The sequence below is a fragment of the Ancylobacter rudongensis genome, assembly GCF_900100155.1.
GTDB classification, from domain to species: domain Bacteria; phylum Pseudomonadota; class Alphaproteobacteria; order Rhizobiales; family Xanthobacteraceae; genus Ancylobacter; species Ancylobacter rudongensis.
Genome location: NZ_FMTP01000001.1, coordinates 322,647 through 348,282, shown reverse-complemented (window position 1 = coordinate 348,282; position 25,636 = coordinate 322,647). Strand labels below are relative to the sequence as shown.

The following is a 25,636-nucleotide window of genomic DNA, read 5'->3' as shown; positions in this document are numbered from 1 at the left end:
CTTTTTTGTGCGCCCGGACCAATGCGCGAGCCGCACGGGATCCGATGCCGAAACGCACAGATATCTCCACCATCCTCATCATCGGCGCCGGCCCGATCGTCATCGGGCAGGCCTGCGAGTTCGATTACTCCGGCACCCAGGCGTGCAAGACGCTGAAGGCCGAGGGCTATCGGGTCGTGCTGGTCAATTCCAATCCGGCGACGATCATGACCGACCCGGACCTGGCCGACGCCACCTATATCGAGCCGATCACCCCGGAAATCGTCGCCAAGATCATCGCCAAGGAACGCCACGCGATCCCCGGCGGCTTCGCCCTGCTGCCGACCATGGGCGGCCAGACCGCGCTCAACTGCGCGCTGTCGCTGCGCAAGATGGGCGTGCTGGACGAATTCGACGTCGAGATGATCGGCGCCACCGCCGAGGCGATCGACAAGGCTGAGGACCGCGAGCTGTTCCGCGACGCGATGACCAAGATCGGCCTCGACACGCCGCGCTCGCGCCAGATCAAGACCCTGCCGCAGGCGCTGGAAGCGCTTGAAGAGGTCGGCCTGCCGGCCATCATCCGCCCGAGCTTCACCATGGGCGGGCTCGGCGGCGGCATCGCCTACAACAAGTCTGAATATATCGAGATCATCGAGCGCGGCATCGACGCCTCCCCCACCAATGAAGTGCTGGTGGAAGAGAGCGTGCTGGGCTGGAAGGAGTATGAGATGGAGGTCGTCCGCGACAAGGCGGACAACTGCATCATCGTCTGCTCGATCGAGAACATCGACCCGATGGGCGTCCATACCGGCGATTCCATCACCGTCGCCCCGGCGCTGACGCTGACCGACAAGGAATATCAGCGCATGCGCGACGCCTCGCTCGCCGTGCTGCGCGAGATCGGCGTCGAGACCGGCGGTTCCAACGTCCAGTTCGCGATCGACCCGGAAACGGGCCGGATGATCGTCATCGAGATGAACCCGCGCGTCTCGCGCTCCTCGGCGCTGGCCTCCAAGGCGACGGGCTTCCCCATCGCCAAGGTCGCGGCGCGCTTGGCGGTCGGCTACACGCTGGACGAGATCGCCAACGACATTACCGGCGGCGCCACCCCGGCCTCGTTCGAGCCGACCATCGACTATGTCGTCACCAAGATTCCGCGCTTCGCCTTCGAGAAGTTCCCCGGCGCCGAGCCGACGCTGACCACTTCGATGAAGTCGGTCGGCGAGGCGATGGCCATTGGCCGCACCTTCCAGGAATCGCTGCAGAAGGCGCTGCGCTCGCTGGAGACCGGCCTTACCGGCCTCGACGAGATCGAGATCGAGGGGCTGGGCCTCGGCGACGACAAGAACGCCGTGCGCGCCGCGCTCGGCACCCCGACGCCGGACCGGCTGCTCAAGGTGGCGCAGGCGATGCGCCTCGGCCTCGACGACGAGGCCATCCATGCCGGCTGCAAGATCGACCCGTGGTTCCTCGAACAGATCCGCGAGATCGTCGACACCGAGGCCAAGGTGCGCGCCCATGGCCTGCCGACGACGGCGGGCGCCTTCCGGCGCCTGAAGGCGATGGGCTTCTCCGATTCGCGCCTCGCCGGCCTCGCCCGGCTCTCCGAGGCAGAAGTGTCCGCCCGCCGCCGCGCGCTGGACGTGCGCCCGGTTTACAAGCGCATCGACACCTGCGCCGCCGAGTTCGCCGCCCCCACCGCCTATATGTACTCGTCCTACGAGATGCCCTTCGCCGGCGTCCCGGCCGACGAATCGCGCCCGACCGACGCCAAGAAGGTGGTCATCCTCGGCGGCGGCCCCAACCGCATCGGCCAGGGCATTGAGTTCGACTATTGCTGCTGCCACGCCGCCTTCGCGCTGAAGGATGCCGGTTATGAAACCATCATGGTCAACTGCAACCCGGAGACCGTGTCGACCGACTACGACACCTCCGACCGGCTCTATTTCGAGCCGCTGACCGCCGAGGACGTGATCGAGATTCTGGAGCGCGAGCGCTCCAATGGCACGCTGCACGGTGTCATCGTGCAGTTCGGCGGCCAGACCCCGCTGAAGCTCGCCCGCGCGCTGGAAGAAGCGGACATCCCAATTCTGGGCACCTCGCCGGACGCGATCGACCTCGCCGAGGACCGCGACCGCTTCAAGAGCCTGCTCGACAAACTGAAGCTGCGCCAGCCGGCCAACGGCATCGCCTATTCGGTGGAGCAGGCCCGACTGGTGACGGCCGAGCTCGGCTACCCCCTCGTCGTGCGCCCCTCCTATGTGCTGGGCGGGCGGGCGATGCAGATCATCCATGAGGAGAGCCAGCTCGGCGACTACCTGCTGGAGACGCTGCCGGGGCTGGTGCCGAACGACATCAAGGCCCGCTACCCCAACGACAAGACCGGGCAGATCAACACGCTGCTGGGCAAGAACCCGCTGCTGTTCGACCGCTATCTCTCGGACGCCATCGAGGTCGACGTCGACTGCCTCGCCGACGGCACCGACACCTTCGTCTGCGGCATCATGGAGCATATCGAGGAAGCCGGCATCCATTCCGGCGACTCGGCCTGCTCGCTGCCGCCCTACTCGCTGTCGCCGGAAATGATCGCCGAGCTGGAGGCGCAGACCCGCAAGATGGCGCTGGCGCTCGGCGTCGGCGGTCTGATGAACGTCCAGTACGCGATCAAGGACGGCAAGATCTTCGTGCTGGAGGTCAATCCGCGCGCCTCCCGCACCGTGCCCTTCGTCGCCAAGGTGGTGGGCCAGCCGATCGCCAAGATCGCCGCCCGCATCATGGCCGGCGAGGCGCTGGCCTCGTTCAACCTGAAGCCCTTTGCCGGCGACCATGTGGCGGTGAAGGAGGCGGTGTTCCCCTTCGCCCGCTTCCCCGGCGTCGACACGGTGCTCGGCCCGGAGATGCGCTCCACCGGCGAGGTGATGGGTCTCGACAAGTCCTTCGCCGTCGCCTTCGCCAAGAGCCAGCTCGGCGGCGGCACCAAGGTGCCGACCTCGGGCACGGTGTTCATCTCGGTGCGCGACGGCGACAAGTCCCGCATCCTCGACGCGGCGCGGCTTCTTGTCTCGCTCGGCTTCAAGGTGATCGCCACCTCGGGCACCCAGCGCTTCCTGGTGGAGAACGGCGTGCCCAGCGCCAAGATCAACAAGGTGCTGGAAGGCCGCCCGCACATTGTCGACGCGATCAAGAATGGCGAGGTCCAGCTCGTCTTCAACACCACCGAGGGCGCCCAGGCGCTCGCGGACTCGCGTTCGCTGCGCCGCTCCGCCCTCTTGCATAAAGTGCCGTACTACACCACGCTGTCTGGAGCGATTGCAGCGGCGCGCGGGATCAAGGCCTATATCGGCGGCGACCTGGAAGTGCGGGCCCTGCAGGACTATTTCTAGACCGGCCGAACCTGACGGCGCCTCGCGGCGTTAGGTGCCGGACAACGTCTAAGCCCGCGCGGGTGGTTCGATCGTGGCTCATGGGCCTGATCGACCGCCCGCGGGGGCTTCGTTTGCTTTTGGGAGGTCAAGAACAGACCAATGGAAAAGATTCCGATGACCGCCGGCGGCCACGCCGCGCTGGAAGAAGAACTCAAGCGCCGCCAGCAGGTCGAGCGTCCGCGCATCATCGAGGCGATCTCGGAAGCGCGCGCCCATGGCGACCTGTCGGAGAATGCCGAGTACCACGCCGCCAAGGAACAGCAGGCGCTGAACGAGGGCCGCATCGCCGAGCTTGAGGACAAATTGTCCCGCGCCGAGATCATCGACGTCGCCAAGCTGACCGGCGACACCGTGATGTTCGGCGCCACGGTCAAGCTGATCGACGAGGACACTGAGGAAGAGCGCGTCTGGCAGATCGTCGGCGACATGGAAGCCGACGCCAAGGCGGGGCGGATCTCGATCTCCTCGCCCATGGCGCGCGCGCTGATCGGCAAGAAGCTCGGCACGTCGGTGGAAGTGGTGACGCCCAAGGGCGCCCGCTCCTACGAGATCGCCGCCGTCCGCTTCGCCTGACGACGGACGCAGACCCGACATGACGGAGAAGGCGGCGATCGATCCGGCACGGCTCGAAGTCGTGGCGCCGAATTTCAAGCGCCGCCTCTCCGGTGTCACCTCGACGCTGGAGCGCGTCCTGCCCTTTCAGGCGCGCACCCTCGGTATCGCCGCCTTCGGGCCCGGCCTGGCGGACAGCGTGCCGCGCATCAGCGTGGCGCAGCTTCGACATTTCTGGCGCCGGCCGGCCCGCCGCCCCACCCGCATCTGGCATGCCCGCCGCAATGTCGAGATGCTCGCCGGCGTGGTGCTGCGCGATGTGCTGCGGATGAAGCTCAGCCTCGTCTTCACTTCTGCCTCGCAGCGCTGGCACACCCGCTGGAGCCGCTTCCTCATCTCCCGCATGGACGCGGTGATCGCGACGTCGGAGAAGACCGCGGGCTATCTGCAGCGCCCCTCCACCGTCATCCATCACGGCATCGACATGGACAGCTTCGCCCCGGCGCCCGACAAGGCGGCGGCGCGGCGCGCGGTGGGCCTGCCGGACGACCTGCATATGATCGGCTGCTTCGGCCGCATCCGCGCCCAGAAGGGCACCGACGTGTTCGTGGATGCGCTGATCCGCGTGCTTCCCGACCATCCTGGCTGGGGCGCCGTGGTGCTGGGGCGGGCCACCGGCGCGCACACCGCCTTCTTCGCCGACCAGCGCGCCAAGGTGGAGAAGGCCGGCCTTGCCGACCGCATCCTCTTCCCCGGCGAGGTCGCGACCTCCGACATCGCGCTGTGGTACCGCGCGCTCGACCTCTATGTCGCTCCCCAGCGCTGGGAAGGCTTCGGCGTCACCCCGCTGGAAGCGATGGCCTGCGCCGTGCCGGTGGTGGCGACGAAGGTCGGCGCCTTCGAGGAACTGGTGGTGGAGGGGACCACCGGCGCCATCATCCCGCCCGGCGACGTCGCGGCGATGGCGGCGGCGGTGACGGCCTTCGTGCAGCGGGACGAGGCCGCCCGCGCAAGCATGGCCGACGCGGCGCGGCGCCATGCCGTCGACAGCCATTCGATCGCGACCGAGGCCGAGAAGATCAACGCGGTGTACGAGCAGGTCTGGGCGGCGGCCTAGATCGCTGGCGCTTCAAGCCCCAGCACCGGGGCGACGAGGCGGGCGATCTCGCCGCGCACATCCAGCGTCGGCGGCTCCAGCGTGACCAGCGTGCGCGAAAACTGCGCCGCCGTCACCGTGCCCAGCGGCAGGATGGCGAGGCTCGGCGCGAAGGAGGGCGCGGCCCAGCTCTTCGCCGCCCAGGCGGAGATCGCCTCGCTGGCATAGCCATCATGCACCTTGGCCGAGCGCAGGCCGATGACGGGACGCTTGGCCGTCAGCCCCTCGACCAGCATGCTCATCGAATCTTCCGTCACCACCACCGCATCGGCGCCGAACAGCGCCCGCACCGAGCCCGGCCCGGCATTGCGGTAGTCGATGAACTCGGCCAGCACCCCCTCGCCCGCCAGCTGCGCGAGGCGCGCTCCGACCGCGTCCGGCGTGCGGCGCGAGGTCGTCACCCGCCAGCGCACGCCATGCTCCTTCGCCACCGCGCGAATGAGCGCGACCAGCGCGTCCCATTCGTTCGCCGGCCATTCCTTGCGATAGGCGGTGCCGCCGACCAGCAGCGCGATCTCGGCCCCGCGCAGATCGGCAGGCGTCGAGAGGCGGCGCGGCGCCGGGTAGTCAGCGGGATCGACGATGGAGGGGATCGGTGCCCAGGCCGAGCGCGGATTGCCGGCCGCGCGCGGCGAGGCGACGATCATCAGGCTCACCTCGCGCGTGTCATAGCCGCCGATGCCGCCGGAATAGAGAAAGGGCACGCCGCCGAAGAACCGGCTGAGCAGGATGCCCGCCGCGATGGTCGGCCGCCCCGAGCCGATGATGACATCAGGCGTGTCGAGGCTCTCCGCCGCGATGGCGTACATCGCCTTCAGCCAATAGCGCGCGTCGCGGCCATAGCGGCGCATGACAATCTTGCGCACATCGTCATGGGCGAACCAGGTCGGGCGGATATCGAGCCGCGCCACCTCGGTGGCGGCGAGACGGCCTACCGCCAGCGCGACGCCCTCCGCCTGGTTGAAATGGCCCGGCTTCTTGTCGCGCAGGACCAGCAGTTTCACCGGGCGGCTCCGCGCGGCGTCGCCCCGAACAGCTTGCGATGCGCCGAGCGGGTCAGCTTCTGGGTGCGGTAGATGATGCGCTCGCGCGCCCGCACCGCAAGACCGGTGAGCCCCCTCACCTCGCCATCCCAGGTCTTGAAGGCGACGCGGGCGCGGCGGTGGATCGGCATTTCGCGGATGGTGGGGAAATGCGGCTTCAGCCGCGCCAGCCACCAGTCCGCGCCATGCTGCGAGACATGGGCGTTGCGCCCGTCGGAGAGCAGCATCTTCGCCGGGCCGATGTCGATGACGAACAGCGCCTGCGCGGCTGCGGCGGCGATGGAGGCCAGCACCGCGTCGATCTCCTCGTCCGGAATGTGCTCCATCACGTCGACATTCACCGCCAGTTCCACCCGCTTGTTCGGCAGGGTGGAAATGGCGGGGATGGCCGGATCGTAGCGGTGGATCTCGGGGATCCCGGCCTTGGCGGCGATGAGGAAGGCGAGATTGCTCTGGCCGCAGCCGAAATCGATCAGCGAGGCCGGCTTCAGCGCCAGGATGTGCGGCAGCATGTCGGCCAGCGCGTGGCGCGCCGTGGCGCCGTAGCGGTGCCGCGCATGCAGCTTCGCATATTCGTCGACAAGGCTGTGTGCCATTCCTAGGCTCCGAAAAGGCGTCGCTTGAGCTTGCCGAAGAACCGCCGCAGCTTGCGCGCCCGCTTCTCCACCTTGCGGCCGAGCCGCGTCTTCAGCGGCACATTGGCGAAGGGCGTGCGCGCGCGATAGGCAAGGAAAAGGTCGCGCGCGGGGTGGTTGCAGTCGGTGTAGTTGGGCTTCACCTGGCCGATGAAGTGGATGATGCGGGCCTGCTGCCAGATCGCGGGATCGTCGGTGTAGACGCCCTTCTCCAGCCGGCGGTGCAGGTTCCAGCTCTCGTCGAGCGGCAGCCACTCGCCTTGCAGGGCGCCGTTGAGCGCGTCCTGGTCCATCATCGGCAGGCTCGGCCGCGAGGCGATGAAATCGAGCGTCCGCTCGGTCAGCCGCTGCGCGCGCCAGGTCTCCAGGTCGATCAGCAGCACGCCGCTGTTGAAATAGCGCATGGCATCCGGCAGGCCGATGTCGCGGTTGCGCTTGGCATGGCGCTCGGGCACCTGATGGGCGATGTCGTCCACCGCCGCCAGCGCGAAGCCCTGCATCGGCAGGGTGGCCAGCGGGGCCAGCGAGGCATTCACCAGCGTGTCGCAATCGATGTAGAGCAGCCGCCCCGTTGCCTGCGACAGGCTCAGCGGCATGAGGATGCGGGCATAGGCCGTGCGCGAGAGGTGGTGGTTGACCGGCCGCGCGGCGAAGTGGCGGACCATGTCGTCGCTCATGTCGACAAAGTCGATATTGCCGAGGCCATAGGCGGCGGCGAGCCGCGCCTTGTCCTCTTCCGAGACCCGGTCGCAGAACACGCAGACCTGGTCGAAGCTGCCGCCGGCCTTGTCGGCGAGCGAGGCGAGCATCACCCCGGTCAGCTCGACATAGGCGGTGTCGGTCGCGGTGGCGACGATCACCGGGTTTCCCCTTCCATCGGCACCACCGCCGCATCCTTGGACTGCTGGAGGGTCAGCGCGGTCTTCACATTGCGCACATTGGGCGCGCCGGTCAGTTCCAGCACGAAGTTCTGGAAGGTCCGCAGGTCCGGGGCGACGCAGAGCAGGATGAAGTCGGTCTCGCCCGAGAGCATCCAGCAGGCGCGCACCAGCGGCCAGCGCTCCACCTGCGCGGCGAAGGCGGAAAGGTCGCCCTCGGCCTGGCTGATCAGGTGCACCATGGCGAAGGCCATTAGGTCGAAGCCGAGCTTCTTCTCGTCGAGAAGCGCCCGGTAGCCCTTGATGATCCCTTCCTCTTCCAGCGCGCGCACGCGGCGCAGGCAGGGCGGGGCGGAAATACCGACACGCTGCGACAGCTCCACATTGGTGATGCGGCCATCGCCCTGCAGCTCGCGCAGAATGTTCCAGTCGATCGCGTCGATGCGGCGAACCAAGCGGGGTCTCCGTTTCCGGCGGCCGGGGCGGCGCGCCTGCGGCGGCGCGAGGAGTGCGGCGGCCGCGAGAGCAATTATCTTGCGCGCGAGCCTCGCGCAATCTTCCTTCTGGAAAACTAATGGATAGAAGGCCCCTGCCTTGCGGTTGCCCAGGTCAGCCCCTACATTTTCGCATGGCTGCAGGGGCGGCCTTTGCAGCGCGCGCAGGCGCCGGCCCCGGGAGAGTCTCCAAGCCTGATCGTCCACCTGATCGACCCGTCCAGCGAATCGTTCGCCACAACACAGTGAGCCTGCCATGTCGGCCCCCTCCGCCAGCCCGGCCAACCACGTCAAGGTCCTCATCATCGGCTCGGGCCCGGCCGGCTATACCGCCGCCGTCTATGCCGCGCGGGCCATGCTGGAGCCGGTGCTGATCCAAGGCATCCAGCCCGGCGGGCAGCTGACCATCACCACCGATGTCGAGAACTATCCCGGCTTCGCCGATCCGATCCAGGGCCCGTGGCTGATGGAGCAGATGCAGGCGCAGGCGGAAAAGATGGGCACCCGCATCGTCAACGACATGGTGACGCGGCTCGACCTTTCCTCCCGTCCGTTCCGCGCCGAGACCGATTCCGGCACGGTGTGGCTCGCCGAGACCATCATCCTCGCCACCGGCGCCCAGGCGCGCTGGCTCGACCTCGACTCCGAGCAGGCCTATCGCGGCCACGGCGTTTCCGCCTGCGCCACCTGCGACGGCTTCTTCTACCGCGGCAAGGAGGTCATGGTGATCGGCGGCGGCAACACCGCGGTCGAGGAGGCGCTGTTCCTCACCAATTTCGCCTCCAAGGTCACGGTCGTGCACCGGCGCGACAGCTTCCGCGCCGAGAAAATCCTACAGGAGCGCCTGTTCGCCCATCCCAAGGTGGAGGTGGTGTGGAACGCCGCGCTCGACGAGGTGAAGGGCCAGCATGAGCCGCCCAAGGTGACGGGCGTGGTGCTGAAGGACGTCGTCACCGGCGCGCTTTCCGAGCGCCCGGCGGATGGCGTGTTCATCGCCATCGGCCACGCCCCGGCGACCGATCTGGTCCAGGGCCAGCTCAAGCTCAAGCCCAGCGGCTATGTCTGGACGGCGCCGCATTCCACCCAGACCTCGGTGGAAGGCGTGTTCGCCGCCGGTGATGTCGCCGACGATATTTTCCGCCAGGCGGTCACGGCCGCCGGCATGGGTTGCATGGCGGCGCTCGAAGTCGAGCGCTTTCTCGCGGTGCGCGAGCCGCTCGCGCAAGCCGCCGAATGAACGAGGGCCCTCGCCGAATGGATAACAAGGCCAATCGCGCCCGCGACATGGACTGGGACAAGCTGAAAGTGTTCCACGTCGCGGCGGAGGCGGGATCCTTCACCCATGCGGGCGAGGCGCTCGGACTGTCGCAATCGGCGGTCAGCCGGCAGGTGTCGGCGCTGGAGCAGGAACTCAACATCCCGCTGTTCCACCGCCATGCGCGCGGGCTGATCCTGACCGAGCAGGGCGACCTACTCTACCGCACCGCGCATGAAGTGTTCATGAAGCTGGAAGCGGCGCGGGCCAAGCTGACGGATTCGCGCGAGAAGCCGAATGGCGAGTTGCGCGTCACCACCACCATGGGCCTCGGCACGCATTGGCTGACCGCGCGGATCGGCGAGTTCCTCGAACTCTATCCCGACATCCGCATCACCCTCATCCTCACCGATGACGAGCTCGACCTCGCCATGCGCGAGGCGGATGTCGCCATCCGCCTGCGCCAGCCGGTGCAGCCGGACCTGATCCAGCGCAAGCTGTTCACGGTGCATTTCCACGCCTTCGCCTCGGCCGAATATCTCAAGCGCAACGGCCATCCGCGCTCGCTCGACGAGCTCGACAAGGACAAGCACCGCATCATTCTGCTCGGCGGGCCGATCCCCTCCTATTTCCAGGGGCTGAACTGGCTGGAGCGCGCCGGGCTGGAGGACGACCAGGAAGGCCGGGTGCCCTCGCTGTCGGTCAACAATGTGCTCGGCCTCAAGCGCGCGGTGGAGCGCGGCGTCGGCATCGGCATCGTGCCCGACTATCTGCTGGAGGATTCCGCCACGCTGGTGCAGCTTTTCCCCGAGCGCACCACGCCGACGCTGGAAGCCTATTTCGTCTACCCGCAGGAAATGCGCTCCGTGGCGCGCATCCAGGTGTTCCGCGACTTCCTCGTCGCCAAGGCCCAGCGCTGGAGCTTCTGAGCGGGGCTCAGCGAGGCGGCAGCTGCTCGGCCACCTCGCGGGCGACATAGGCGCCGGCATGGCGCCAGCCCTCGTCATTGTCGCCGCGAAAGCTGAGGAGCCGCTCGAACACCAGCTTGCCGGTCGCGGCATCGAGCACCGCCACCCGCATCGACAGCACCAGCGTGCTCATCTTGTGCACGCTGCCCACCAGCAGGAAGCCCGCGTCTTCCGCCTGCGCCCGCTGGCGCAGCGCCTCGACCCCTTCCGCATCCAGCCGGCAGGCGCCGTCGCAGGACAGAGCAAGGCTCTGCAACGCCCCCTCGCGGCCAATATCCGTCCGCACCTCGCTGGAGAGCGCCAGCCGCCGCGCCTCATGCTGGCTGCGCTGGTCGCGCGCCTCGCCGGACGAATCGGTGAAGCCGATATCGGCCACGGCGACCCGGGCCGGCTCGGCCGCACGCGCCGCTCCGGCGGGCGCCAGCGCGATCAGGACCGCGAGCAGAACAGGGACACGGCGGCGGGTGGCGGCGCTAAGGGCGGGCATGACGTGTCCTCCATTGGGGCTGCGCTGGCGCAGCATCGCAGCGATGACGCGCGTTTCCCTCGACTTCACCATGCACGCGCGACGACGCGGAGGTAATCTAAGCGCCCAATTCGCAGGCATGACAAGCATGCGAAACGCCCGATGCAATTACGCATGCCTGCTATGCAGGCATACATTATTGCAGAGTGCCCGCGATGTGAGCATATGGACATCAGACACCGAGGCGCCTCGCGTTTCGGCTGTTCCCCTCTGGAAGGTTCGCTGCCTCGGCAGCGAAAACTTAAGGCCGGGCCCTTTTGGGACCCGGCCTTTTTTCCGTGCCGTGGACGGCGCGCCGCACGCCTTACATGAACAGCTTCTCGCCCGCGAGGCCCTTGTAGAGACCGGCCACCTCCTCGCCATAGCCGTTATAGATCAGCGTCGGTCGCCGCTCGCCGGTGCCGATGTCGCGCTCGGTCGCCTGGCTCCAGCGGGCATGCGGCACCTCAGGGTTCACATTGGCCCAGAAGCCGTATTCCCGGCCCTGCACCTGCTCCCACAGCCCCACCGGCCGCTCCGCCACGAAGGAAATGCGGACGATCGACTTCACCGACTTGAAGCCGTACTTCCACGGCACGGCCAGGCGCAGCGGCGCGCCGAACTGGTTGGGCGCCGGCTTGCCGTAGATGCCGGTCACGAGGAAGGCGAGGTCGTTGTTCGCCTCGGCCATGCTGAGCCCATCGATATAGGGCCAGGGGTAGATGAAGCGCCGCTGGCCGAGGGCAACCTCCGGATTCATGAAGGTCTCGAAGCGTACATATTTGGCGCCCGAGAGCGGCTTGGCATAGGCGACAAGGTCCTTCACCGGGAAGCCGGTCCACGGCACCGTCATCGACCACGCCTCGACGCAGCGGTGACGGTAGATGCGCTCTTCCAGCGACATGGCGCGGATGAGGTCGTCGATGCCGACCTCGCGCGGCTGCTCGACCAGCCCGTCGATCTTCACCGTCCACGGACGGCGCGGCATGCGCGCCGCCACATCGGCGATCTGGTAGGCGGAGCGCTCGGAGCCGAACTCGTAGAAATTATTGTAGTTGCCGGAAATCTCCTCCGGCGTGATCGGCCGGTCGCCCGCCGTGAAGGCGGGGTTCTTCTTCGCGGGATAGAGATCCTTGGTCGGGTCATTGGCCGGGTCGCCCACCGCGGGTGCGGCATCGGCGAAGGGGGAGAGCGCGGCGGACAAGCCGGCGACGCCCAGCAGGCCCACACCGGCGCCGAGCAGATTGCGGCGGGAGAGATAGGTGGCTTCGGGTGTGACCGCGCTCTCGGGCAGTTCCCAGGACCGGCGACGGCGTATCGGCATGGCAGGCTCCTCATGGATGGCAAGGAGAGTACGCCCGGACGGGGCCGTTTATTTCACCCGCCGTTTCAACTTCTCGTGCAAAAGCAAAAAAGCCCGGCGGGGTGCCGCCGGGCTTTCGCTACACGCATGGGCGCGCGGACGCCGTCAGCTCACGCCCGTCAGCTCACTTGGAGACGAGGCGCAGATCGCCGACGCCGAGGGCGACATTCACGCCCGTCTGGCCTTCGACGCTGAGCGGCTGCAGGGCGATGGTCTTGTTGGAACCGCCGACCAGCACGTTGCCAGCCACGCCGACGCCAAGCGCGACGCTGCCGGACACGCCGACATAGGTGCCGTCGAGATCGCTCGAGCGCACGCCCTTGGAGGGGGCCAGCACGGTCCACAGCAGGACGTTGCGGCCGGTGACGCCGAGATCGAGACCCCAGCGACGGATCGAGCCCTCATAGGCGAACTTCTTGCCGCGGGCGGTGGTGAAGGTGCAGTCGAGCGTGCGCTTGGAGCCGATGATGAAGCTCACCGACTTGGAGCCGGCGCAGGCGAGCGAGCCGACTTCAACCCGCTTGGTCTGGGCCGAGGCGGGTGCCACGGCGAGCGTGGCGGCGCCGGCGACAAGCGCGGAGGCGAGCAGCCCGCGCGACAGAACGGAACGGAACATTCAAATCTCCTGATGACGACGCGCGGCCGGCTCACGGGAACCGGCGCCCCCGCCTTGTGGCGCTTGCCGGCCGGGGCGCGTCTCCCGGCCGGTCAATATCATTCTACCTCAGCGGAGCGAGCCGCAGAAGCGCTGGATTCGCAGGCACGCCTCTTCCAGGTCCTTGGTCGAGGTGGCGTAGGAGATGCGGAAGGCCGGGCCGAGGCCGAAGGCCGAGCCATGCACCACCGCGACACCCTCGGCCTCGAGAAGCTCAGAGGCGAAGGTCTCGTCATTGTCGATAACCTTGCCGGCCGGCGTCGTCTTGCCGATCAGTCCGGCGCAGGACGGGTACACATAGAACGCGCCTTCCGGCTTCGGGCAGGTGAGGCCCGAAGCCTGGTTGAGCATCGAGACCACGAGGTCGCGGCGCTCCTTGAACACCTTGTTGTTGGCGACGATGAAGTCCTGCGGCCCGTTCAACGCCTCGACCGCCGCCCACTGGGCGATGGAGTTGGGGTTGGAGGTCGACTGCGACTGCAGCGTGCCGATGGCCTTGATCAGCGCCTCCGGCCCGGCGGCGTAGCCGATGCGCCAGCCGGTCATGCAATAGGCCTTGGAGACGCCGTTCATGGTCAGCGTGCGGTCATAGAGCGCGGGCTCGACCTGCGCCGGGGTGACGAACTCGAAGTCGTCATAGACCAGGTGCTCATACATGTCGTCGGTCAGAATCCAGACATGAGGGTGCTTCACCAGCACGTCGGTGAGCGCCTTCATCTCGTCGCGCGAATAGGCCGAGCCGGTCGGGTTGGACGGCGAGTTGAAGATCAGCCACTTGGTCTTGGGCGTGATCGCCGCTTCCAGCATCTCCGGCTTCAGCTTGAAATTGTCCTCAAGCTTCGTCTCCACCGGCACCGGCGTGCCGCCGCAGAACTGCACGATATCGGGATAGCTGACCCAATACGGCGCCGGGATGATGACCTCGTCGCCGGCATCGACGGTGGCGACCAGTGCGTTGAACAGCACCTGCTTGCCGCCGGTGCCGACCGTGACCTGGCTCGGCTTGTAGGTGAGGCCGTTCTCGCGCTTGAACTTGGCAACGATGGCCGCCTTCAGCTCGGGAATGCCGTCTACCGCAGTGTAGCGGGTCTGGCCGTCGCGGATCGCCTTGATCGCGGCTTCCTTGATGTTGTCCGGCGTCTCGAAGTCGGGCTCACCGGCCGCGAGCGCGATCACGTCACGCCCCGCCGCTTTCAGCTCCCGCGCCTTGTTGGAAATGGCGATGGTCTGGGAGGGATTGATGCGCTTCAGGGCGGCGGATATCAGGCTCATGGCCGGTTTCTCCCTTGAGGGTTTTGCGCGCGACAACTAGTCGAGCCCTTGCGCCCCGGCAAGCGATTCCCTACCTGCGGGCGGCACGAGGCCGCGTTTTCCTGACGCGGCCGCGATCCAGACCGTTCTGCCGGAGTTTGTTGCATGCTCAAGATCTATGCCATGCAAAGCTCCGGCAACTCCTACAAGGTGCGGCTGCTGCTCGCCCGGCTCGGCCTTCCCTTCCAGCTTCTCGATGTCGACCTGCTGCGCGGGGAGAACCGCACCCCGGATTTCCTGATGAAGAACCCGGAAGGCCGGGTGCCGCTGCTGGAACTGCCGGGCGGGCGCTATCTGCCCGAATCCAACGCCATCCTGTTCTATCTCGCCGACGGCACCCCCCTGCTGCCCAACGATCCGCTGGGCCGGGCGGAGACGCTGCGCTGGATGTTCTTCGAGCAGCACAGCGTCGATTCCTCCATCGGCCTGGCGCGTTTCTGGCTCAAGCTGGTGCGCGGCGGGCGCGATCTGCGCACCCACGACATCGATCGCTGGATGGAGGAAGGCTATGCCGCGCTCGGCGTGATGGAGCGGCATCTGGCGCGCCGGCCCTTCGTGGTCGACGGCACGCTGAGCATCGCCGACCTCGCCCTCTACGCCCACACCCATGTGGCGCAGGAGGGTGATTTCGATCTCGCCACCTTCCCGGCCGTGCGGGCCTGGCTGGAGCGGGTGGCGGCGCAGCCCGGCCATGTCGGCATGGACTGGCGCCCCGAGGACGCCGCGCCTCGAGCCGACAGCGCCTGAGCCCAGGGCTGCCGCGCCTTAACCTTGGTTAACGCGCCTTAACCCGTTGCCGCGAAATGGCCTCGAAATGGCACCGGGTTGCGCAAAGTGGCGTCCACGCGGAGCCGCCTTCCCCTCCCAAGTTACCGTCATCCAAAGGGGCACCATCCCGGACGGACCGAAGGGGTTTCGCCATGCCGGACAAGACCATGCCGAACCGGACATTTGTCGCCGCGCCCCGCGCTGGCGATGTTCTTGCAACCCGCCACACCGCCGGCCGGCGGCTGCGCCGCGCCGCGATGGAAGCGGGCGTCGTGCTGTCGCTGACCGTCGCCATCGTCGCCGTGCTGTGCCTGTTCGGCCTGCAGCGGGCCTCGGCCTTTGAGGTTGTCCACGGTGCGGCCTCTGAAGAACGCCTCGCCATCGGCGCCGTTCTGCTGGCGGCCTTTGTCGGCCTGTGCGGACTCACTACCTTCATGCTGCGCAGCACCCTGCAGACGTCAGGCGCGCTGAGCGCCAGCGAGCCGCGCGGCAGCCGCCAGCGCCGCGACTGAGCGCCGCGAATCTGCCGGCGCCGCAGCGCTTTTCCGCAGCGCCCTCTTCCCTAACGGCATCGTGCAAGCGGCGGCGGTTGGCGTGCCGGACCGGGTCGTCTAACCATACGGCTCGCAACCGAATCTCGGAGCGCCGCCGTGAGCCGCCATCTGCCCGCCCCGCCCCGTCCGCTCGCCCGCCCTGCGGCCTGGCTGATGGCCCTCCTGCTCGCGGCAGGTCTCCCGGCCGCCCCCGCCGCCGCGCAGTCGGCGCCCGGCGAGCCGGTCGAGACGCCCTCCTCCATCGGCCCGCTGAGCGTCGAGACCGTCGCCACAGGACTGCGCAGCCCCTGGGGCCTCGCCTTCCTGCCCGATGGCCGGATGCTCGTGACCGAGCGGCCCGGCCAGTTGCGGATCGTCAGCCGGAGCGGCACCGTTTCGGCGCCGGTGGCCGGCGTTCCCCCCGTGCTGGCGCGCGGACAGGGCGGGCTGCTCGATGTGGCGCTGGCGCCTGACTTTGCCGATAGCCGGCTCATCTTTCTTACCTATGCCGAGCCGCGCGAAGGCGCCGCCGGCACCTCGGTGGCGCGGGGCCGGCTGGTGGAGCAGAACGGCGATGCCCGGCTGGACAATGTCGAGGTGATCTTCCGCCAGTCGCCGGCAGCCAGCGGCGGCAATCATTTCGGCTCGCGGCTCGTCTTCGCCCGCGACGGCACATTGTTCGTCACGCTGGGCGACCGCGCCTCGCTGCGCGACCAGGCGCAGAACCTCACCAATCATATCGGCAAGGTGATCCGCATCGCTCCCGATGGCAGCGTGCCGGCCGATAATCCCTTCCGCGACCGCAACGGCGCCCGGCCGGAAATCTGGAGCATTGGCCACCGCAATGTGCAGGGCGCGACGCTCGATCCGGCCACCGGGCGTTTGTGGACCATCGAGCATGGCGCGCGCGGCGGCGACGAGCTGAACCGGCCGGAAGCGGGCAAGAATTATGGCTGGCCGGTCATCACCTATGGCCGCGACTATTCCGGCGCCAAGATCGGCGAAGGCACGGAAAAGGCCGGTATGGAACAGCCGGTGAAGTACTGGGACCCCTCCTTCGCACCGTCGGGCCTGGCGTTCTACACCGGCACGCTGATGCCGCAATGGAAGGGCGACCTGTTCACCGGCGGCCTCGCCGGCACCCGGCTGGTGCGCCTGAAGCTGGACCCCGCGCGCACGGTCGTCGCCGAGGAGGAAATCCTCCTCGCCGATCTCGGTGAGCGCATCCGCGATGTGCGCCAGGGCCCGGACGGCGCGCTGTGGCTGCTGACCGACGACCCCTCGAATGGCCGCCTGCTGCGCCTCGCGCCGGCCGATTAAGGGTCATGACCACTTCTGGAAGATGAAGAACGCGCCGAGCGCGATGAAGGCGAAGCCGATCAGGTGGTTCCAGTGGAACGGCTCCTTCAGCCAGAGCACCGAGAAGCCGGCGAACACCACCAGGGTGATGACCTCCTGTATGGTCTTCAGCTCCACCGTCGAATAGGTGGCGGAGCCATAGCGGTTGGCCGGCACGGCGAGGCAGTACTCGAAGAAGGCGATGCCCCAGCTCACCACAATGGCGAGAAGGAGCGGGCTCGATTTGTGTTTGAGGTGCCCGTACCAGGCGAAGGTCATGAAGATGTTGGAGGCAACGAGAAGCAGGATCGGCGTCAACGCCGGGGGGATGAAGCCGAACATGCGCGGTTCCGTCGATTGAGGTGAAGAACGCCCCTCCCCCGCTCAGCCATAGCGTAGCTTGAGCGACAGGATGCCGGCCAGCAGGACGAGGGTCACGGCATTGGCCATGATGACCGGAATCGAGCCGATCAGCACGCCATAAACCAGCCAGAGCGCGACACCGGCCGCGAAGGCCAGATAGGCGAGGAGCGAGAGGTCGCGGGTCTCGCGCGTGCGCAGGATCTTCAGCGCCTGCGGCAGCCAGCACAGCGTGGTGAGCAGCGCCGCGACGCCGCCGATCAGTTCGGTGGAAAGGGAGGAACCGACCATCGCATCCGCCTCGCGCGGCGCCATGCCGCCGGGCGCGGTTCTCACGCCGGCCGGTTCCTGTCAATCGACTGGCGCCGGGGGTGTCGCCGCGCGCCTAGAGTTCGGCCCAGTGGCGCAGCAAATTGTGATAGACATTGGCCAGCGACAGCACCGAGGGGTCGTCGTCCGGCAGCCGGGTCCGCGTGCCCATGATGGCGCGGTCGAGGTCATAGAGCATGGTGCGCCGCTCCTGGTCCTTGATCATCGACTGCGACCAGAAGAACGAGCCCCAGCGGCGGCCGCGGGTGATCTCGTTGACGCTGTGCAGGCTGGAGGCGGGATAGACCACCGCATGGCCCGCCGGCAGCTTCACCTCATGGGTGCCATAGGTGTCCTCGATGACCAGCTCGCCGCCATCATATTCGTCCGGCTCGGTGAGGAAGATCGTGGTGGAGACATCCGCCCGCATCCGCATGCCGGTGCCGGGAATGGCGCGGATCGAGCCATCGACATGGGCGCCGAACTTCATGCCCACATCGTAGCGGTTGAACATGGGCGGCAGCACGCGCAGCGGCATGACAGCGGAATTGAACATCGGGTTGCGCCCCAGCGCCCTGAGCACGATGTCGCCCAGTTCCTGCGCCTCTTTCGACTCCACCGGGATCTGCAGGTTGAGCTTGCCCAGCGCCGCCTGCTGGCCGGCGGTGACGCGCCCGTCGACCCATGGCGAGGCCTCCAGCACGCGCCGGCAATGGGCGACTTCGTCCGGGGTGAGGATGTCGGGGATCTGGATCAGCATCGATTGGTCCGTTCAACGAAAAGAGGGGGAAGCCGGCGCGCGGCTTCCCCCCGAGGTGAGACGGTCAGGTCAGGAGCGCGGGGTCAGAAGGTCGCCCCGACGGTCAGGGTGAAGGTCCGCCCGGCCGACGGCACGGCGCGGTTGCCCCAGCCGGCGGCGTAGTTCAGCTCGTCGGTCAGGTTGTAGGCGTTCAGCGCGATCCGGTAATTCTCGTATTCATAGGACACCAGCGCATCGAGCGAGAAGGTCTGCGGGATGATCGCGGTGTTGGCGCTGTTGGTGTAGTACTCGCTGGCATAGGTGATGCCGCCGCCGACCAGAAGCTTGCCCGGGATCTGGGTCAGCACATCCTTGGTCAGCTCATAGGTGGTCCACAGGGTGAAGTTGTTCTCCGAGACGAACGGCACCTCGTTGCCGACATAGTCGGCAGTGGTCGAGGTCTGGATCTCGCTGTTATAATAGGCATAGCCGGCCTGGATCACCCAGGCGCGGGTGATATTGCCGGTGACGCTCAGCTCGACGCCCTGCACTCGCTGGTTCTCGCCGGTCTCCACCGTGTCCAGGGTGATGGGATCGACATAGTAGGCGTTGCTCTTGTCGACCCGGAACAGCGAGCCGGTGAAGCCGAGGCGCCCGTCGGGGGTCGAGACCTTGAAGCCGATCTCGTAGGTCTCGTTCTCTTCCGGCTGAAGGTTGTTCTGCGTCGGGTTGACCACGGTGATGTCGTTGGTCGGGAACATGCCCTGCGGCGAGTAGGAGCGTGCCCAGGAGGCGTAGTAGGTCTGGTTGGCGCTCGGCTCCCAGATGATGCTGGCCTTGGGGCTGGAGAACTGGGTGGTGCTCTGGGCGTTCACCCATTCGCCTTTGCTGTTCTTGCAGGTCGTGCTGGTGCCGTTGGGATCGACGCACCAGACGCTGTAATCGGCCGAATAGCTGTCGTAGCGGATGCCGCCCAGGATCGAGAGCTGGTCGGTGAGCCAGATGCGGTCGCTGACGAACGCGCCGAAATCGGTCACCGTCGATTCACGCTGGCCATTGTTGCCGAGCGGGTTCGGGTAGAGGAAATAGCCGGTCGTGTTGGCGTAGACCGGATTCCAGATCGTCGAGGTGCCCTTCGACCCGTTCACCGAGATCAGCGTGCGCTCGTCATTGACGAAGTACATGTCGAGGCCGGCCACCACTTCGTGGCGCAGGAAGCCGGTGTTGAACGTGGCGATGGCGGTGGTGACGTTCTGGCCCGACCAGCTGGTCTGGTCGAAGCCGGGATTGCCGCCACCGAAGCTGATCGCCGGATTGCCGCCGTCGAAGAACTGGCCGGTGCAGCTGGCCTCATAGCCCGCCTCGCCGCTCATGCCTGACGTGGTCGCGCTGCAGCCCGGCACCGAGGTGGCGAAGTCGCGGGTGTAGTAGCCGACGCGGGAATCATTGGTGATGGTCAGCCAGTCATTCACCTCGCGCTTGTAGTTGGCGGTGAACATGTTGGCTTCGGTGTCGTCGTGGTCCGTCACCTTGCCGTAGAAATTGGTGCGCGGCACGCCCCATTCCGTCACCGGCTTGCCGATACTTCCGAAGCGGGCGACGTCGCTGTAGCCCGGCGTCACGATCGGCACGCCGTAATCGGGGGTGCGCGAGCCGTTCTGGTAGAGATAGTTGAGGTGCAGGGTCTGGTCGGTGCCCAGGCCGAAGCCGAGATCGGCCATCAGCCCGTAGCGGTTGGATTCGACATGGTCGCGGTCGGCCACGTCCTGCTCGTTCACCATGCCGACGATGCGGAAGGCGGACGTGTCGCTGAGCTGCTTGTTGATGTCGAACACGCCGCGATAGAGCGGCCCGGTGCCGAACTGGCCCTCGAAATCATACTTGTCGCCGATGTGGGCCTGCTTCAGCGTCGAGTTGATGACGCCGCCCGTGGTGCCGGCACCGAAGCTCTCGGAAGACGGGCCCTTGAGCACCTCGACGCTCTCATAGGCGAAGCTGTCGCGGACATAGACGCCGAAGTCGCGCAGGCCGTTAATGTAGACATCGCCCTTGGACTGGAAGCCGCGGATGCGGAACTGGTCGCCATTCATGCCACCGCCGCCCTCGCCGATGCCGACGGTGACGCCGGGCACGTTGCGCAGCGCCTGCTCCAGCGTGGTGACACCCTGCTGCTGCATGGTCTGCTGGTTGATCACCTGCACGACCTGGGGAATGTCCTGGATCCGGCCGGGCAGGCGCGAAATGCCGGTCGTGCCCTCAAGCGTGTTGTCCGGCGAGTTCTCGCCCTCGACGGTGACGGTCGGCAGCTCCTCCTCCGGGGCGGGGGCGGCGGCTTGCTGCGCCTGCGCGGAGAACAGCGGCAGCGTCGACAGCGTCACCGCAAGGCCAGCCGTCCAGGCGGTATTGTGAGAAGTATCGCGCAGCGATCTCAACGTCTTCATTAAATGGCAGCCCCTAATGTGTCTTCGTTTTGCCTAATATCCACGAATCTTAACGTCTTCAAACGCTATGTTTTTTACGTATTCCAACATAGAGAGAGTATAGTGATTCAAAACTATTGTTTTTAATTATTAAAAACTGAAAGAGATAGCCGAAACCTGCCGATGATTGGCCTTGAGATTAGGCGCCATAAGGATATTAAGCGCTGACGGCGCCCGGACGCGACACCGCGGCGGCGCGCAAAGCGGCAGGGCGGGATGGGGCACGGCTGGATTTCCTTCACAGAGTTGACACAAATCGGCCCCGAACTGTTGCGCGCGCGCATCAGTGAGAACCCCGCCGCCGCCGCCCGCTGGGTGGAAGCGGCGGCGCTGGCCGGGATCGTCAACGCCCAGATCGCCTGGGGGCAGATGCTGGTGGACGGCCACGGCGTTGCGCGGGACCCGGCAGCCGGGCTGCGCTGGTTCCAGCTCGCCGCCGCCGCCGGCAGCGCTGACGGGATCAACATGGTCGGGCGCTGCCATGAGCTCGGCTGGGGCGTGCCCGTCGACCCCGCCCGCGCCGCCGCGCTGTACCGGCAGGCCGCCGAGCGCGGCCATGGCTGGGCGCAGTTCAATCTCGCCACGCTGCTGCTCGACGGAAGGGGCCTCGCCGCCGACCGGATGCAGGCGCTGCACTGGTATGTCCGCGCCGCCCGTGGCGGCGAAACGGACGCCGCCGCGAAATCGGCCACCATGATCGGCCGCTCGCTCGAACTCGGCTGGGAACGCCCGGCCCGACCGGCAGCGGCGCTGCGCTGGTATCGCCGGGGCGCCGAGGGCGGGGATTATCGCGGCCAGTTCGACTATGCCCGCCTCCTTCTGGAGCGCAGCGGCCGGCTCGACCTTGCCGAACCCTGGTTCGCCCGCTGCATCGAGAGCGGCGTGCCCGCCTTCTGCCGCCATGTCGCGGCCGCCCTGCGGGAAGCCCTCGATCCGGCCCTGCGCCGCCTCGCTCTACGGGCGTTGGAGCGCGCCGCGCAGAGCGGGGCGCCCGCCGATCTGCGCGCGCTCGGCGGCGCGCGGGCGGAAGGGCTCGGCGGCACGCCGGACCCGGAGGGCGCGGCCCACGCCTTCCGGCGCGCCCGCGAGGCGGAGGCGAGACCGGCGGCTTATGGTGGCGTCGCGAGCGCCCCCTTCCCCACCGGCTTCTCGCCCGCGCGGAAGGGAGCGCACGCCGTGATCTCCCGCCTCAGGCGGCTTTTAGGTCGCCCAGCGTCACGTCGCGGGCAGATCACAGTTAAGTTATAGGCGCGCGGCCAAACTTACCCCGCAACCGCGCAAAGGCATTTCGCTACCGCTACGACGGTCATTCCAATTATTCTTCATACATTACAAGCTTAGACCACGGCTCCGCCTGCAACCATCGCCGGAAGTCGCGCCTTGTTCTGTCGGCGCCGGGCGGAAAGCCATGACGCCACTGTCCTCAACAGGGAGAGCGTCATGAGGCGAAACGATACGGCAAGAAGCGACGCCACGAGACATGGACTGGCCCTCATCAGCACCGGCTTTCTCGCCGCCTGCCTGGTGATGGCGACGGCCCCCGCCGACGCCCGGCTGGGCGGTCTTGGCGGTGGCAACCGGGGCGGCGATGGCGGGTCCTCGTCCGGAAGCGGCAAGAGCAGCGGCAAGAGCAGCGGCTCCAGCGGTGCAAGCGCGAGCCGGAGCAGTGGGAAAAGCGGCGGCCTCGGCGGCTCGGTCGGCCGGGCCGCCTCCGGGCTTGGCCGCTCGGTCGGCGGCGCCGTTTCCGGCGCGGGACGCGCCGCCGGCGGCGCCTTGTCCGGTGTCGGGGCGGGCGTCAGCCGGGCGGGCGACGCCGCCAGCGCCAGTGCCGGCGGAAGCGGATTAGGTGGCGCGGTTGGCGGCACGGTGAGCGGCGTCGGCGGGGCGGTGTCGGGGGTGGGGAGCGGCGTTTCCCGCGCCACGGACGGGCTCGGCTCGGCCGTCGGTGGCGGGCTCGGCGGCGTCGGCGAGGTCGCCGGCCGGCCCACCCGTGGCGACGCGACCACCTCCGCGACCGGGCGGGCGCCGGTGGCCGCCAATGTCGTCGGCCTGCAGATCGAACTGCTGAAGCCTGGCCAGCGTCCCCTCGGCTTTGGCCGCAGCAACAGCGGCAACATCGCCGATGTAGACGCCAGCGTTCTCGGCCGGCGCGGCGTCCATGCCGATGTCGCGGTCGGCTCCTCCCGCACCCGCCCGGTCGGCGTCGATGCGCGGGTAAGCGCGCTTGGCCCGCGCGGCCTGAACAGCAACACCAGCGGCACCATCGGCGGGGCTCAGGCGGTGGATGTGGAGAGCCGCACCACGCTGGGCGGTCCGCGTGGCGTGCGCGCCGCGGCCGATGTCGATGTCGGCGGCGAGAACGCTGCGGCCGTCGGCATCGGCATCGGCATTGGCGGCGGTGGCGGCGGAAATCCCGGCGGACCCGGTGGTCCTGGGGGTCCTGGTGGTCCTGGTGGTCCTGGTGGTCCTGGTGGTCCCGGGGATCCCTCGGCCGGCGGCACGGGCGCGGGGTCGGGCGCCGGCAGTTCCGACATGGCGGCCAAGAAAACCCGCTGCACCGGCGTTCTGTCCGAGCCGCGCGCCTATGATGCCGGCATCGTCGCTCTCTGCCGCGATCTCGTCGGCGGCTGAGCCGACATAACCATGCGCGAGGCCGTCCCGGCGCCAAGCGGGGCGGCCTTTCGGCGCGCGAGGCGGGACTGACCTGCGCAGATGCGCAAACTTCGTGCTTCCGTTAACGGAACGTCTTTGCACCGCCGCGATTGCAGGGGAGTATCTTCTGCCTTTCCCAATCCGGTTCCCCCATGGCCCAGCTCCTTGTCCTCCTGAACGCTAATGCCGGCACGCTGCTGGACCGTGACGCCGAGGAGGTGCGCCGGCACATCGCCGACAGGCTGGACGGCGGCGGGCGAACCGTCGAGGTGCGCCTGCTGCGCGGCAAGGCGCTGGTGCAGGCCATCCGCGCCTCCGGCACCGGCGAGCATGACACCGTCATCGTCGGCGGCGGCGACGGCAGCGTGAGCCTGGCGGTGCAGAGCCTCGAGGGCTCGGACAAGACGCTCGGCATCCTGCCGCTCGGCACGCTCAATCTGCTGGCCACCGATATCGGCATGCCGCGCGAGCTCGACGCGGCGCTGCTCGCCCTCAGCGCGGCGAAAGTGGCGGAGATCGACGTGGCGACGCTGAACGGGCGGCGCTTCCACACCATTTCCGGCATGGGCTTCTTCAGCCAGATGGCGCGCGCCCGCGAAACCGCGCGGCGCTGGAAGCTCTGGCGCTTTCTCGCCGTGGCGATCGCCGCCGTCTATGCGCTGCGCCGCAGCGGCCGCTTCGACCTCGACGTGACGGTGGACGGCACGCCGCACCATTTCCAGGCCTTCGCCGCCCTGCTGTCGGTCAACCGCTTCACCGGCCCGGGCTGGCGCCGCAGCCGGCTCGACGAGGGCGTGCTCGAACTCACCGTCGCCGAGGATCGCGGCGGGCTGGCTTTGCTGAGGGCCGGGGCCGACATGGTGACGGACAATTGGCGCGACAATCCCGGCATCATCAGCCTGACCGGCCGGGACATCGTGCTGCGCCGGGCCAACCGCGCCCGCGCCTGGGTTTCGACCGATGGCGAGCTCGGCCGCGAGGACATGCCGCTCACCTATGAAATCGTGCCGCGCGGGCTCAAGCTGCTGATCCCGCCCACCGCCGACGGCGGGCCGGCGACCCGGACGGAGGCAACGGCCGAGACCGCCGGCGCCACGCCCGAGACGGCCCGGCCCTGAGCCCCGGCCCGCCCGGCGCCCGCGAGCCCGCCTTCCGCCTCAGAGCGGCTCGATCTCGTAGACCACGGTGACACCGGCGCGGACCTGCGTCTCGCCGGCTTCCACCGGCACCGAATCCATCTTCTCGGCGCGGGCCGCCATCATCAGGCGCGGCATCGGCTGCGGGCCGCCGTCGCTGGCGATCGACACCACCCGCACCAGCCGCACCCCGGCGGCCTGGGCGATCACCTCGGCCTGGTGGCGCGCTTCCTTCACCGCCTCGGCCCGGGCAGCGTCTTCCAGCTTGGCGGGATCGGCGATGTCGAAGGCGATGCCGCTGATCTGGTTGGCGCCATTGGTGACGAGCTGATCGAGCAGATCGCCCAGCTTACCGAGATCGCGCAGCCGCACGGTGACGGCATTCGTCACCTGATAGGAGGCGATGCGCAGCGGGTCGCCCTCCTTCTTCTGCGGCGCATATTGCGGCTGCACCGAGAAGCCTGAGGTGGAGACATCGCGCCCCTCCACCCCGGCCGCCTTGATCGCCGCGATCATCGTCGCCACCGCGGCGGAATTGGCGTCGAGCGCCTCGCGCGCCGTCTTGCCCTCGCTCACCACGCCGGAGGTCAGCGTCGCCATGTCGGGCACCGCGCTGGCCAGGCCTTCACCGGAGACGGAAAGCGTCGCCCGCCGGGCGGTGGGGGCGAGATCCTGCGCGGCGAGCGGCGACAGGCTGGCAAACAGCCCGGCGGCACCGAGAAAAGCGGCGCAGGCGGTGGCGCGGATGAGCTTCATGTCTTTCACTTCCCTGAAACGGCGGGGACAGGCGTCGGTCGGCCGGCATGTCCCTGCGGACGCACTGACGGTGCGGCACGCCAGAGCACCGCGCGAAGGCGGCGGGATTGCGGCGGCAACGGCGACCGGGCCCCGCCGCGCGACGACAATCATACAGGACCGTCCCACATTGGCCGCGTCGCGGCAGCCGCGCAGTGCCCTGCGCGGGGCAACCGCGCAGGGCACTGCGCGGCTGCCATCGCCCCGAGGTCGCCCGACCCGGGCACCCGGCCGGCTCGCCGGATCGGTCCTCCCCGCACGCCAAGGTGGACGGCCGCCGCGATACGGTTGGCGCGAGCGCATC

24 protein-coding genes are annotated in these 25,636 nt (G+C 68.0%); 11 read left to right on the top strand and 13 right to left on the bottom strand.

Features of this window, described 5'->3' with window-relative positions; all coding sequences use genetic code 11:
- Positions 1 to 44 precede the first annotated feature (44 nt).
- From carB to BLO63_RS01610, 3 genes are all read left to right on the top strand, one after another.
- Complete coding sequence (gene carB, locus BLO63_RS01620) at positions 45 to 3,365, top strand: carbamoyl-phosphate synthase large subunit (RefSeq protein ID WP_091436174.1); 3,321 nt, start codon at positions 45 to 47, stop codon at positions 3,363 to 3,365.
- Positions 3,366 to 3,506: 141 nt separating this feature from the next.
- Positions 3,507 to 3,980 (top strand): transcription elongation factor GreA, encoded by a 474-nt coding sequence (greA, locus tag BLO63_RS01615; RefSeq protein ID WP_018387047.1) that lies wholly within the window; start codon positions 3,507 to 3,509, stop codon positions 3,978 to 3,980.
- A gap of 19 nt (positions 3,981 to 3,999) precedes the next feature.
- The gene (locus BLO63_RS01610) at positions 4,000 to 5,076 is read left to right on the top strand and encodes a glycosyltransferase family 4 protein (protein WP_091436173.1); all 1,077 of its coding nucleotides are present in this window, start codon (positions 4,000 to 4,002) and stop codon (positions 5,074 to 5,076) included.
- Here BLO63_RS01610 and BLO63_RS01605 read toward each other — a convergent pair.
- From BLO63_RS01605 to BLO63_RS01590, 4 genes are read right to left on the bottom strand one after another with little or no spacing between them, the layout of a single operon-like run.
- Positions 5,073 to 6,119 (bottom strand): ELM1/GtrOC1 family putative glycosyltransferase, encoded by a 1,047-nt coding sequence (locus tag BLO63_RS01605; protein WP_091436171.1) that lies wholly within the window; start codon positions 6,117 to 6,119, stop codon positions 5,073 to 5,075. The two genes, BLO63_RS01610 and BLO63_RS01605, sit on opposite strands and share 4 nt — an antisense overlap.
- Entirely contained in the window at positions 6,116 to 6,754 is a 639-nt protein-coding gene (locus tag BLO63_RS01600; protein WP_091436170.1) for a methyltransferase domain-containing protein, read from the bottom strand. The genes BLO63_RS01605 and BLO63_RS01600 overlap by 4 nt, the downstream gene beginning before the upstream one ends.
- A 2-nt stretch (positions 6,755 to 6,756) precedes the next feature.
- The gene (locus BLO63_RS01595) at positions 6,757 to 7,653 is read right to left on the bottom strand and encodes a glycosyltransferase family 8 protein (RefSeq protein WP_091436168.1); all 897 of its coding nucleotides are present in this window, start codon (positions 7,651 to 7,653) and stop codon (positions 6,757 to 6,759) included.
- Positions 7,650 to 8,126, bottom strand: coding sequence for an Lrp/AsnC family transcriptional regulator (locus BLO63_RS01590; protein ID WP_091436166.1), 477 nt, complete (start codon positions 8,124 to 8,126; stop codon positions 7,650 to 7,652). The genes BLO63_RS01595 and BLO63_RS01590 overlap by 4 nt, the downstream gene beginning before the upstream one ends.
- Positions 8,127 to 8,421: 295 nt before the next feature.
- Between BLO63_RS01590 and trxB the strand changes: the two genes are divergently transcribed.
- Entirely contained in the window at positions 8,422 to 9,402 is a 981-nt protein-coding gene (gene trxB / locus BLO63_RS01585) for a thioredoxin-disulfide reductase (RefSeq protein ID WP_091436165.1), read from the top strand.
- A 47-nt stretch (positions 9,403 to 9,449) separates the two neighbouring features.
- Complete coding sequence (locus BLO63_RS01580; protein ID WP_162841762.1) at positions 9,450 to 10,349, top strand: LysR family transcriptional regulator; 900 nt, start codon at positions 9,450 to 9,452, stop codon at positions 10,347 to 10,349.
- Between the two features lie 7 nt (positions 10,350 to 10,356).
- Here the strand turns inward: BLO63_RS01580 and BLO63_RS01575 are convergent, their stop codons facing one another.
- From BLO63_RS01575 to BLO63_RS01560, 4 genes are all read right to left on the bottom strand, one after another.
- Positions 10,357 to 10,875 carry a DUF2380 domain-containing protein gene (locus BLO63_RS01575; RefSeq protein WP_244517550.1) on the bottom strand — a complete coding sequence of 173 codons (519 nt, stop codon included), beginning with the start codon at positions 10,873 to 10,875 and terminating at the stop codon, positions 10,357 to 10,359.
- Between the two features lie 343 nt (positions 10,876 to 11,218).
- Positions 11,219 to 12,217, bottom strand: a complete 999-nt coding sequence (gene msrP, locus BLO63_RS01570; protein ID WP_091436161.1) for a protein-methionine-sulfoxide reductase catalytic subunit MsrP — start codon at positions 12,215 to 12,217, stop codon at positions 11,219 to 11,221.
- Positions 12,218 to 12,380: 163 nt separating this feature from the next.
- Positions 12,381 to 12,872, bottom strand: coding sequence for a DUF992 domain-containing protein (locus BLO63_RS01565; RefSeq protein WP_091436159.1), 492 nt, complete (start codon positions 12,870 to 12,872; stop codon positions 12,381 to 12,383).
- A gap of 108 nt (positions 12,873 to 12,980) precedes the next feature.
- Complete coding sequence (locus BLO63_RS01560; RefSeq protein ID WP_091436157.1) at positions 12,981 to 14,183, bottom strand: pyridoxal phosphate-dependent aminotransferase; 1,203 nt, start codon at positions 14,181 to 14,183, stop codon at positions 12,981 to 12,983.
- A 144-nt stretch (positions 14,184 to 14,327) separates the two neighbouring features.
- Here BLO63_RS01560 and BLO63_RS01555 point away from each other — a divergent pair, with 144 nt between their 5' ends.
- The 3 genes from BLO63_RS01555 (at position 14,328) to BLO63_RS01545 (ending at position 16,843) form a co-directional block, all read left to right on the top strand.
- A complete protein-coding gene (locus BLO63_RS01555; RefSeq protein ID WP_091436155.1) occupies positions 14,328 to 14,969 on the top strand; it encodes a glutathione S-transferase family protein in 642 nt (213 codons plus the stop codon).
- Positions 14,970 to 15,142: 173 nt separating this feature from the next.
- On the top strand, positions 15,143 to 15,502 hold the full coding sequence (locus BLO63_RS01550) for a hypothetical protein (RefSeq protein ID WP_091436153.1): 360 nt from the start codon (positions 15,143 to 15,145) through the stop codon (positions 15,500 to 15,502).
- 195 nt (positions 15,503 to 15,697) lie between these two features.
- Positions 15,698 to 16,843, top strand: coding sequence for a PQQ-dependent sugar dehydrogenase (locus BLO63_RS01545; RefSeq protein WP_091437233.1), 1,146 nt, complete (start codon positions 15,698 to 15,700; stop codon positions 16,841 to 16,843).
- Between the two features lie 3 nt (positions 16,844 to 16,846).
- On the opposite strand, the gene BLO63_RS01540 is transcribed toward BLO63_RS01545, so the two are convergent.
- The 4 genes from BLO63_RS01540 to BLO63_RS01525 all read right to left on the bottom strand — a co-directional run bounded on the left by BLO63_RS01540 (position 16,847) and on the right by BLO63_RS01525 (position 20,710).
- A complete protein-coding gene (locus BLO63_RS01540; RefSeq protein WP_091436151.1) occupies positions 16,847 to 17,203 on the bottom strand; it encodes a DMT family protein in 357 nt (118 codons plus the stop codon).
- A 42-nt stretch (positions 17,204 to 17,245) separates the two neighbouring features.
- Entirely contained in the window at positions 17,246 to 17,557 is a 312-nt protein-coding gene (locus BLO63_RS01535; protein WP_425284312.1) for a SemiSWEET family sugar transporter, read from the bottom strand.
- A 49-nt stretch (positions 17,558 to 17,606) separates the two neighbouring features.
- Positions 17,607 to 18,290 carry a Fe2+-dependent dioxygenase gene (locus BLO63_RS01530; RefSeq protein WP_091436150.1) on the bottom strand — a complete coding sequence of 228 codons (684 nt, stop codon included), beginning with the start codon at positions 18,288 to 18,290 and terminating at the stop codon, positions 17,607 to 17,609.
- 83 nt (positions 18,291 to 18,373) lie between these two features.
- Positions 18,374 to 20,710 (bottom strand): TonB-dependent receptor, encoded by a 2,337-nt coding sequence (locus BLO63_RS01525; protein ID WP_244517548.1) that lies wholly within the window; start codon positions 20,708 to 20,710, stop codon positions 18,374 to 18,376.
- Positions 20,711 to 20,995: 285 nt separating this feature from the next.
- On the opposite strand from BLO63_RS01525, the gene BLO63_RS01520 reads away from it, so the two are divergent.
- The 3 genes from BLO63_RS01520 to BLO63_RS01510 all read left to right on the top strand — a co-directional run bounded on the left by BLO63_RS01520 (position 20,996) and on the right by BLO63_RS01510 (position 24,519).
- Positions 20,996 to 21,997 (top strand): tetratricopeptide repeat protein, encoded by a 1,002-nt coding sequence (locus BLO63_RS01520; RefSeq protein WP_244517547.1) that lies wholly within the window; start codon positions 20,996 to 20,998, stop codon positions 21,995 to 21,997.
- Positions 21,998 to 22,189: 192 nt separating this feature from the next.
- Positions 22,190 to 23,380, top strand: coding sequence for a hypothetical protein (locus tag BLO63_RS21230; protein WP_162841747.1), 1,191 nt, complete (start codon positions 22,190 to 22,192; stop codon positions 23,378 to 23,380).
- Between the two features lie 173 nt (positions 23,381 to 23,553).
- On the top strand, positions 23,554 to 24,519 hold the full coding sequence (locus BLO63_RS01510) for a diacylglycerol/lipid kinase family protein (RefSeq protein ID WP_091436147.1): 966 nt from the start codon (positions 23,554 to 23,556) through the stop codon (positions 24,517 to 24,519).
- A gap of 39 nt (positions 24,520 to 24,558) precedes the next feature.
- Here the strand turns inward: BLO63_RS01510 and BLO63_RS01505 are convergent, their stop codons facing one another.
- Positions 24,559 to 25,293, bottom strand: coding sequence for an SIMPL domain-containing protein (locus BLO63_RS01505; protein WP_091436145.1), 735 nt, complete (start codon positions 25,291 to 25,293; stop codon positions 24,559 to 24,561).
- Positions 25,294 to 25,636: the final 343 nt, after the last annotated feature.

Coding starts and splice junctions, on each gene's coding strand:
- carB (WP_091436174.1), top strand. CDS start 45: ATGCCGAAACGCACAGATATCTCCACCATCCTCATCATCGGCGCCGGC.
- greA (WP_018387047.1), top strand. CDS start 3,507: ATGGAAAAGATTCCGATGACCGCCGGCGGCCACGCCGCGCTGGAAGAA.
- BLO63_RS01610 (WP_091436173.1), top strand. CDS start 4,000: ATGACGGAGAAGGCGGCGATCGATCCGGCACGGCTCGAAGTCGTGGCG.
- BLO63_RS01600 (WP_091436170.1), bottom strand. CDS start 6,754: ATGGCACACAGCCTTGTCGACGAATATGCGAAGCTGCATGCGCGGCAC.
- trxB (WP_091436165.1), top strand. CDS start 8,422: ATGTCGGCCCCCTCCGCCAGCCCGGCCAACCACGTCAAGGTCCTCATC.
- BLO63_RS01580 (WP_162841762.1), top strand. CDS start 9,450: ATGGACTGGGACAAGCTGAAAGTGTTCCACGTCGCGGCGGAGGCGGGA.
- BLO63_RS01575 (WP_244517550.1), bottom strand. CDS start 10,875: ATGCCCGCCCTTAGCGCCGCCACCCGCCGCCGTGTCCCTGTTCTGCTC.
- msrP (WP_091436161.1), bottom strand. CDS start 12,217: ATGCCGATACGCCGTCGCCGGTCCTGGGAACTGCCCGAGAGCGCGGTC.
- BLO63_RS01565 (WP_091436159.1), bottom strand. CDS start 12,872: ATGTTCCGTTCCGTTCTGTCGCGCGGGCTGCTCGCCTCCGCGCTTGTC.
- BLO63_RS01560 (WP_091436157.1), bottom strand. CDS start 14,183: ATGAGCCTGATATCCGCCGCCCTGAAGCGCATCAATCCCTCCCAGACC.
- BLO63_RS01555 (WP_091436155.1), top strand. CDS start 14,328: ATGCTCAAGATCTATGCCATGCAAAGCTCCGGCAACTCCTACAAGGTG.
- BLO63_RS01550 (WP_091436153.1), top strand. CDS start 15,143: ATGCCGGACAAGACCATGCCGAACCGGACATTTGTCGCCGCGCCCCGC.
- BLO63_RS01545 (WP_091437233.1), top strand. CDS start 15,698: ATGGCCCTCCTGCTCGCGGCAGGTCTCCCGGCCGCCCCCGCCGCCGCG.
- BLO63_RS01540 (WP_091436151.1), bottom strand. CDS start 17,203: ATGTTCGGCTTCATCCCCCCGGCGTTGACGCCGATCCTGCTTCTCGTT.
- BLO63_RS01530 (WP_091436150.1), bottom strand. CDS start 18,290: ATGCTGATCCAGATCCCCGACATCCTCACCCCGGACGAAGTCGCCCAT.
- BLO63_RS01525 (WP_244517548.1), bottom strand. CDS start 20,710: ATGAAGACGTTGAGATCGCTGCGCGATACTTCTCACAATACCGCCTGG.
- BLO63_RS21230 (WP_162841747.1), top strand. CDS start 22,190: ATGAGGCGAAACGATACGGCAAGAAGCGACGCCACGAGACATGGACTG.
- BLO63_RS01510 (WP_091436147.1), top strand. CDS start 23,554: ATGGCCCAGCTCCTTGTCCTCCTGAACGCTAATGCCGGCACGCTGCTG.
- BLO63_RS01505 (WP_091436145.1), bottom strand. CDS start 25,293: ATGAAGCTCATCCGCGCCACCGCCTGCGCCGCTTTTCTCGGTGCCGCC.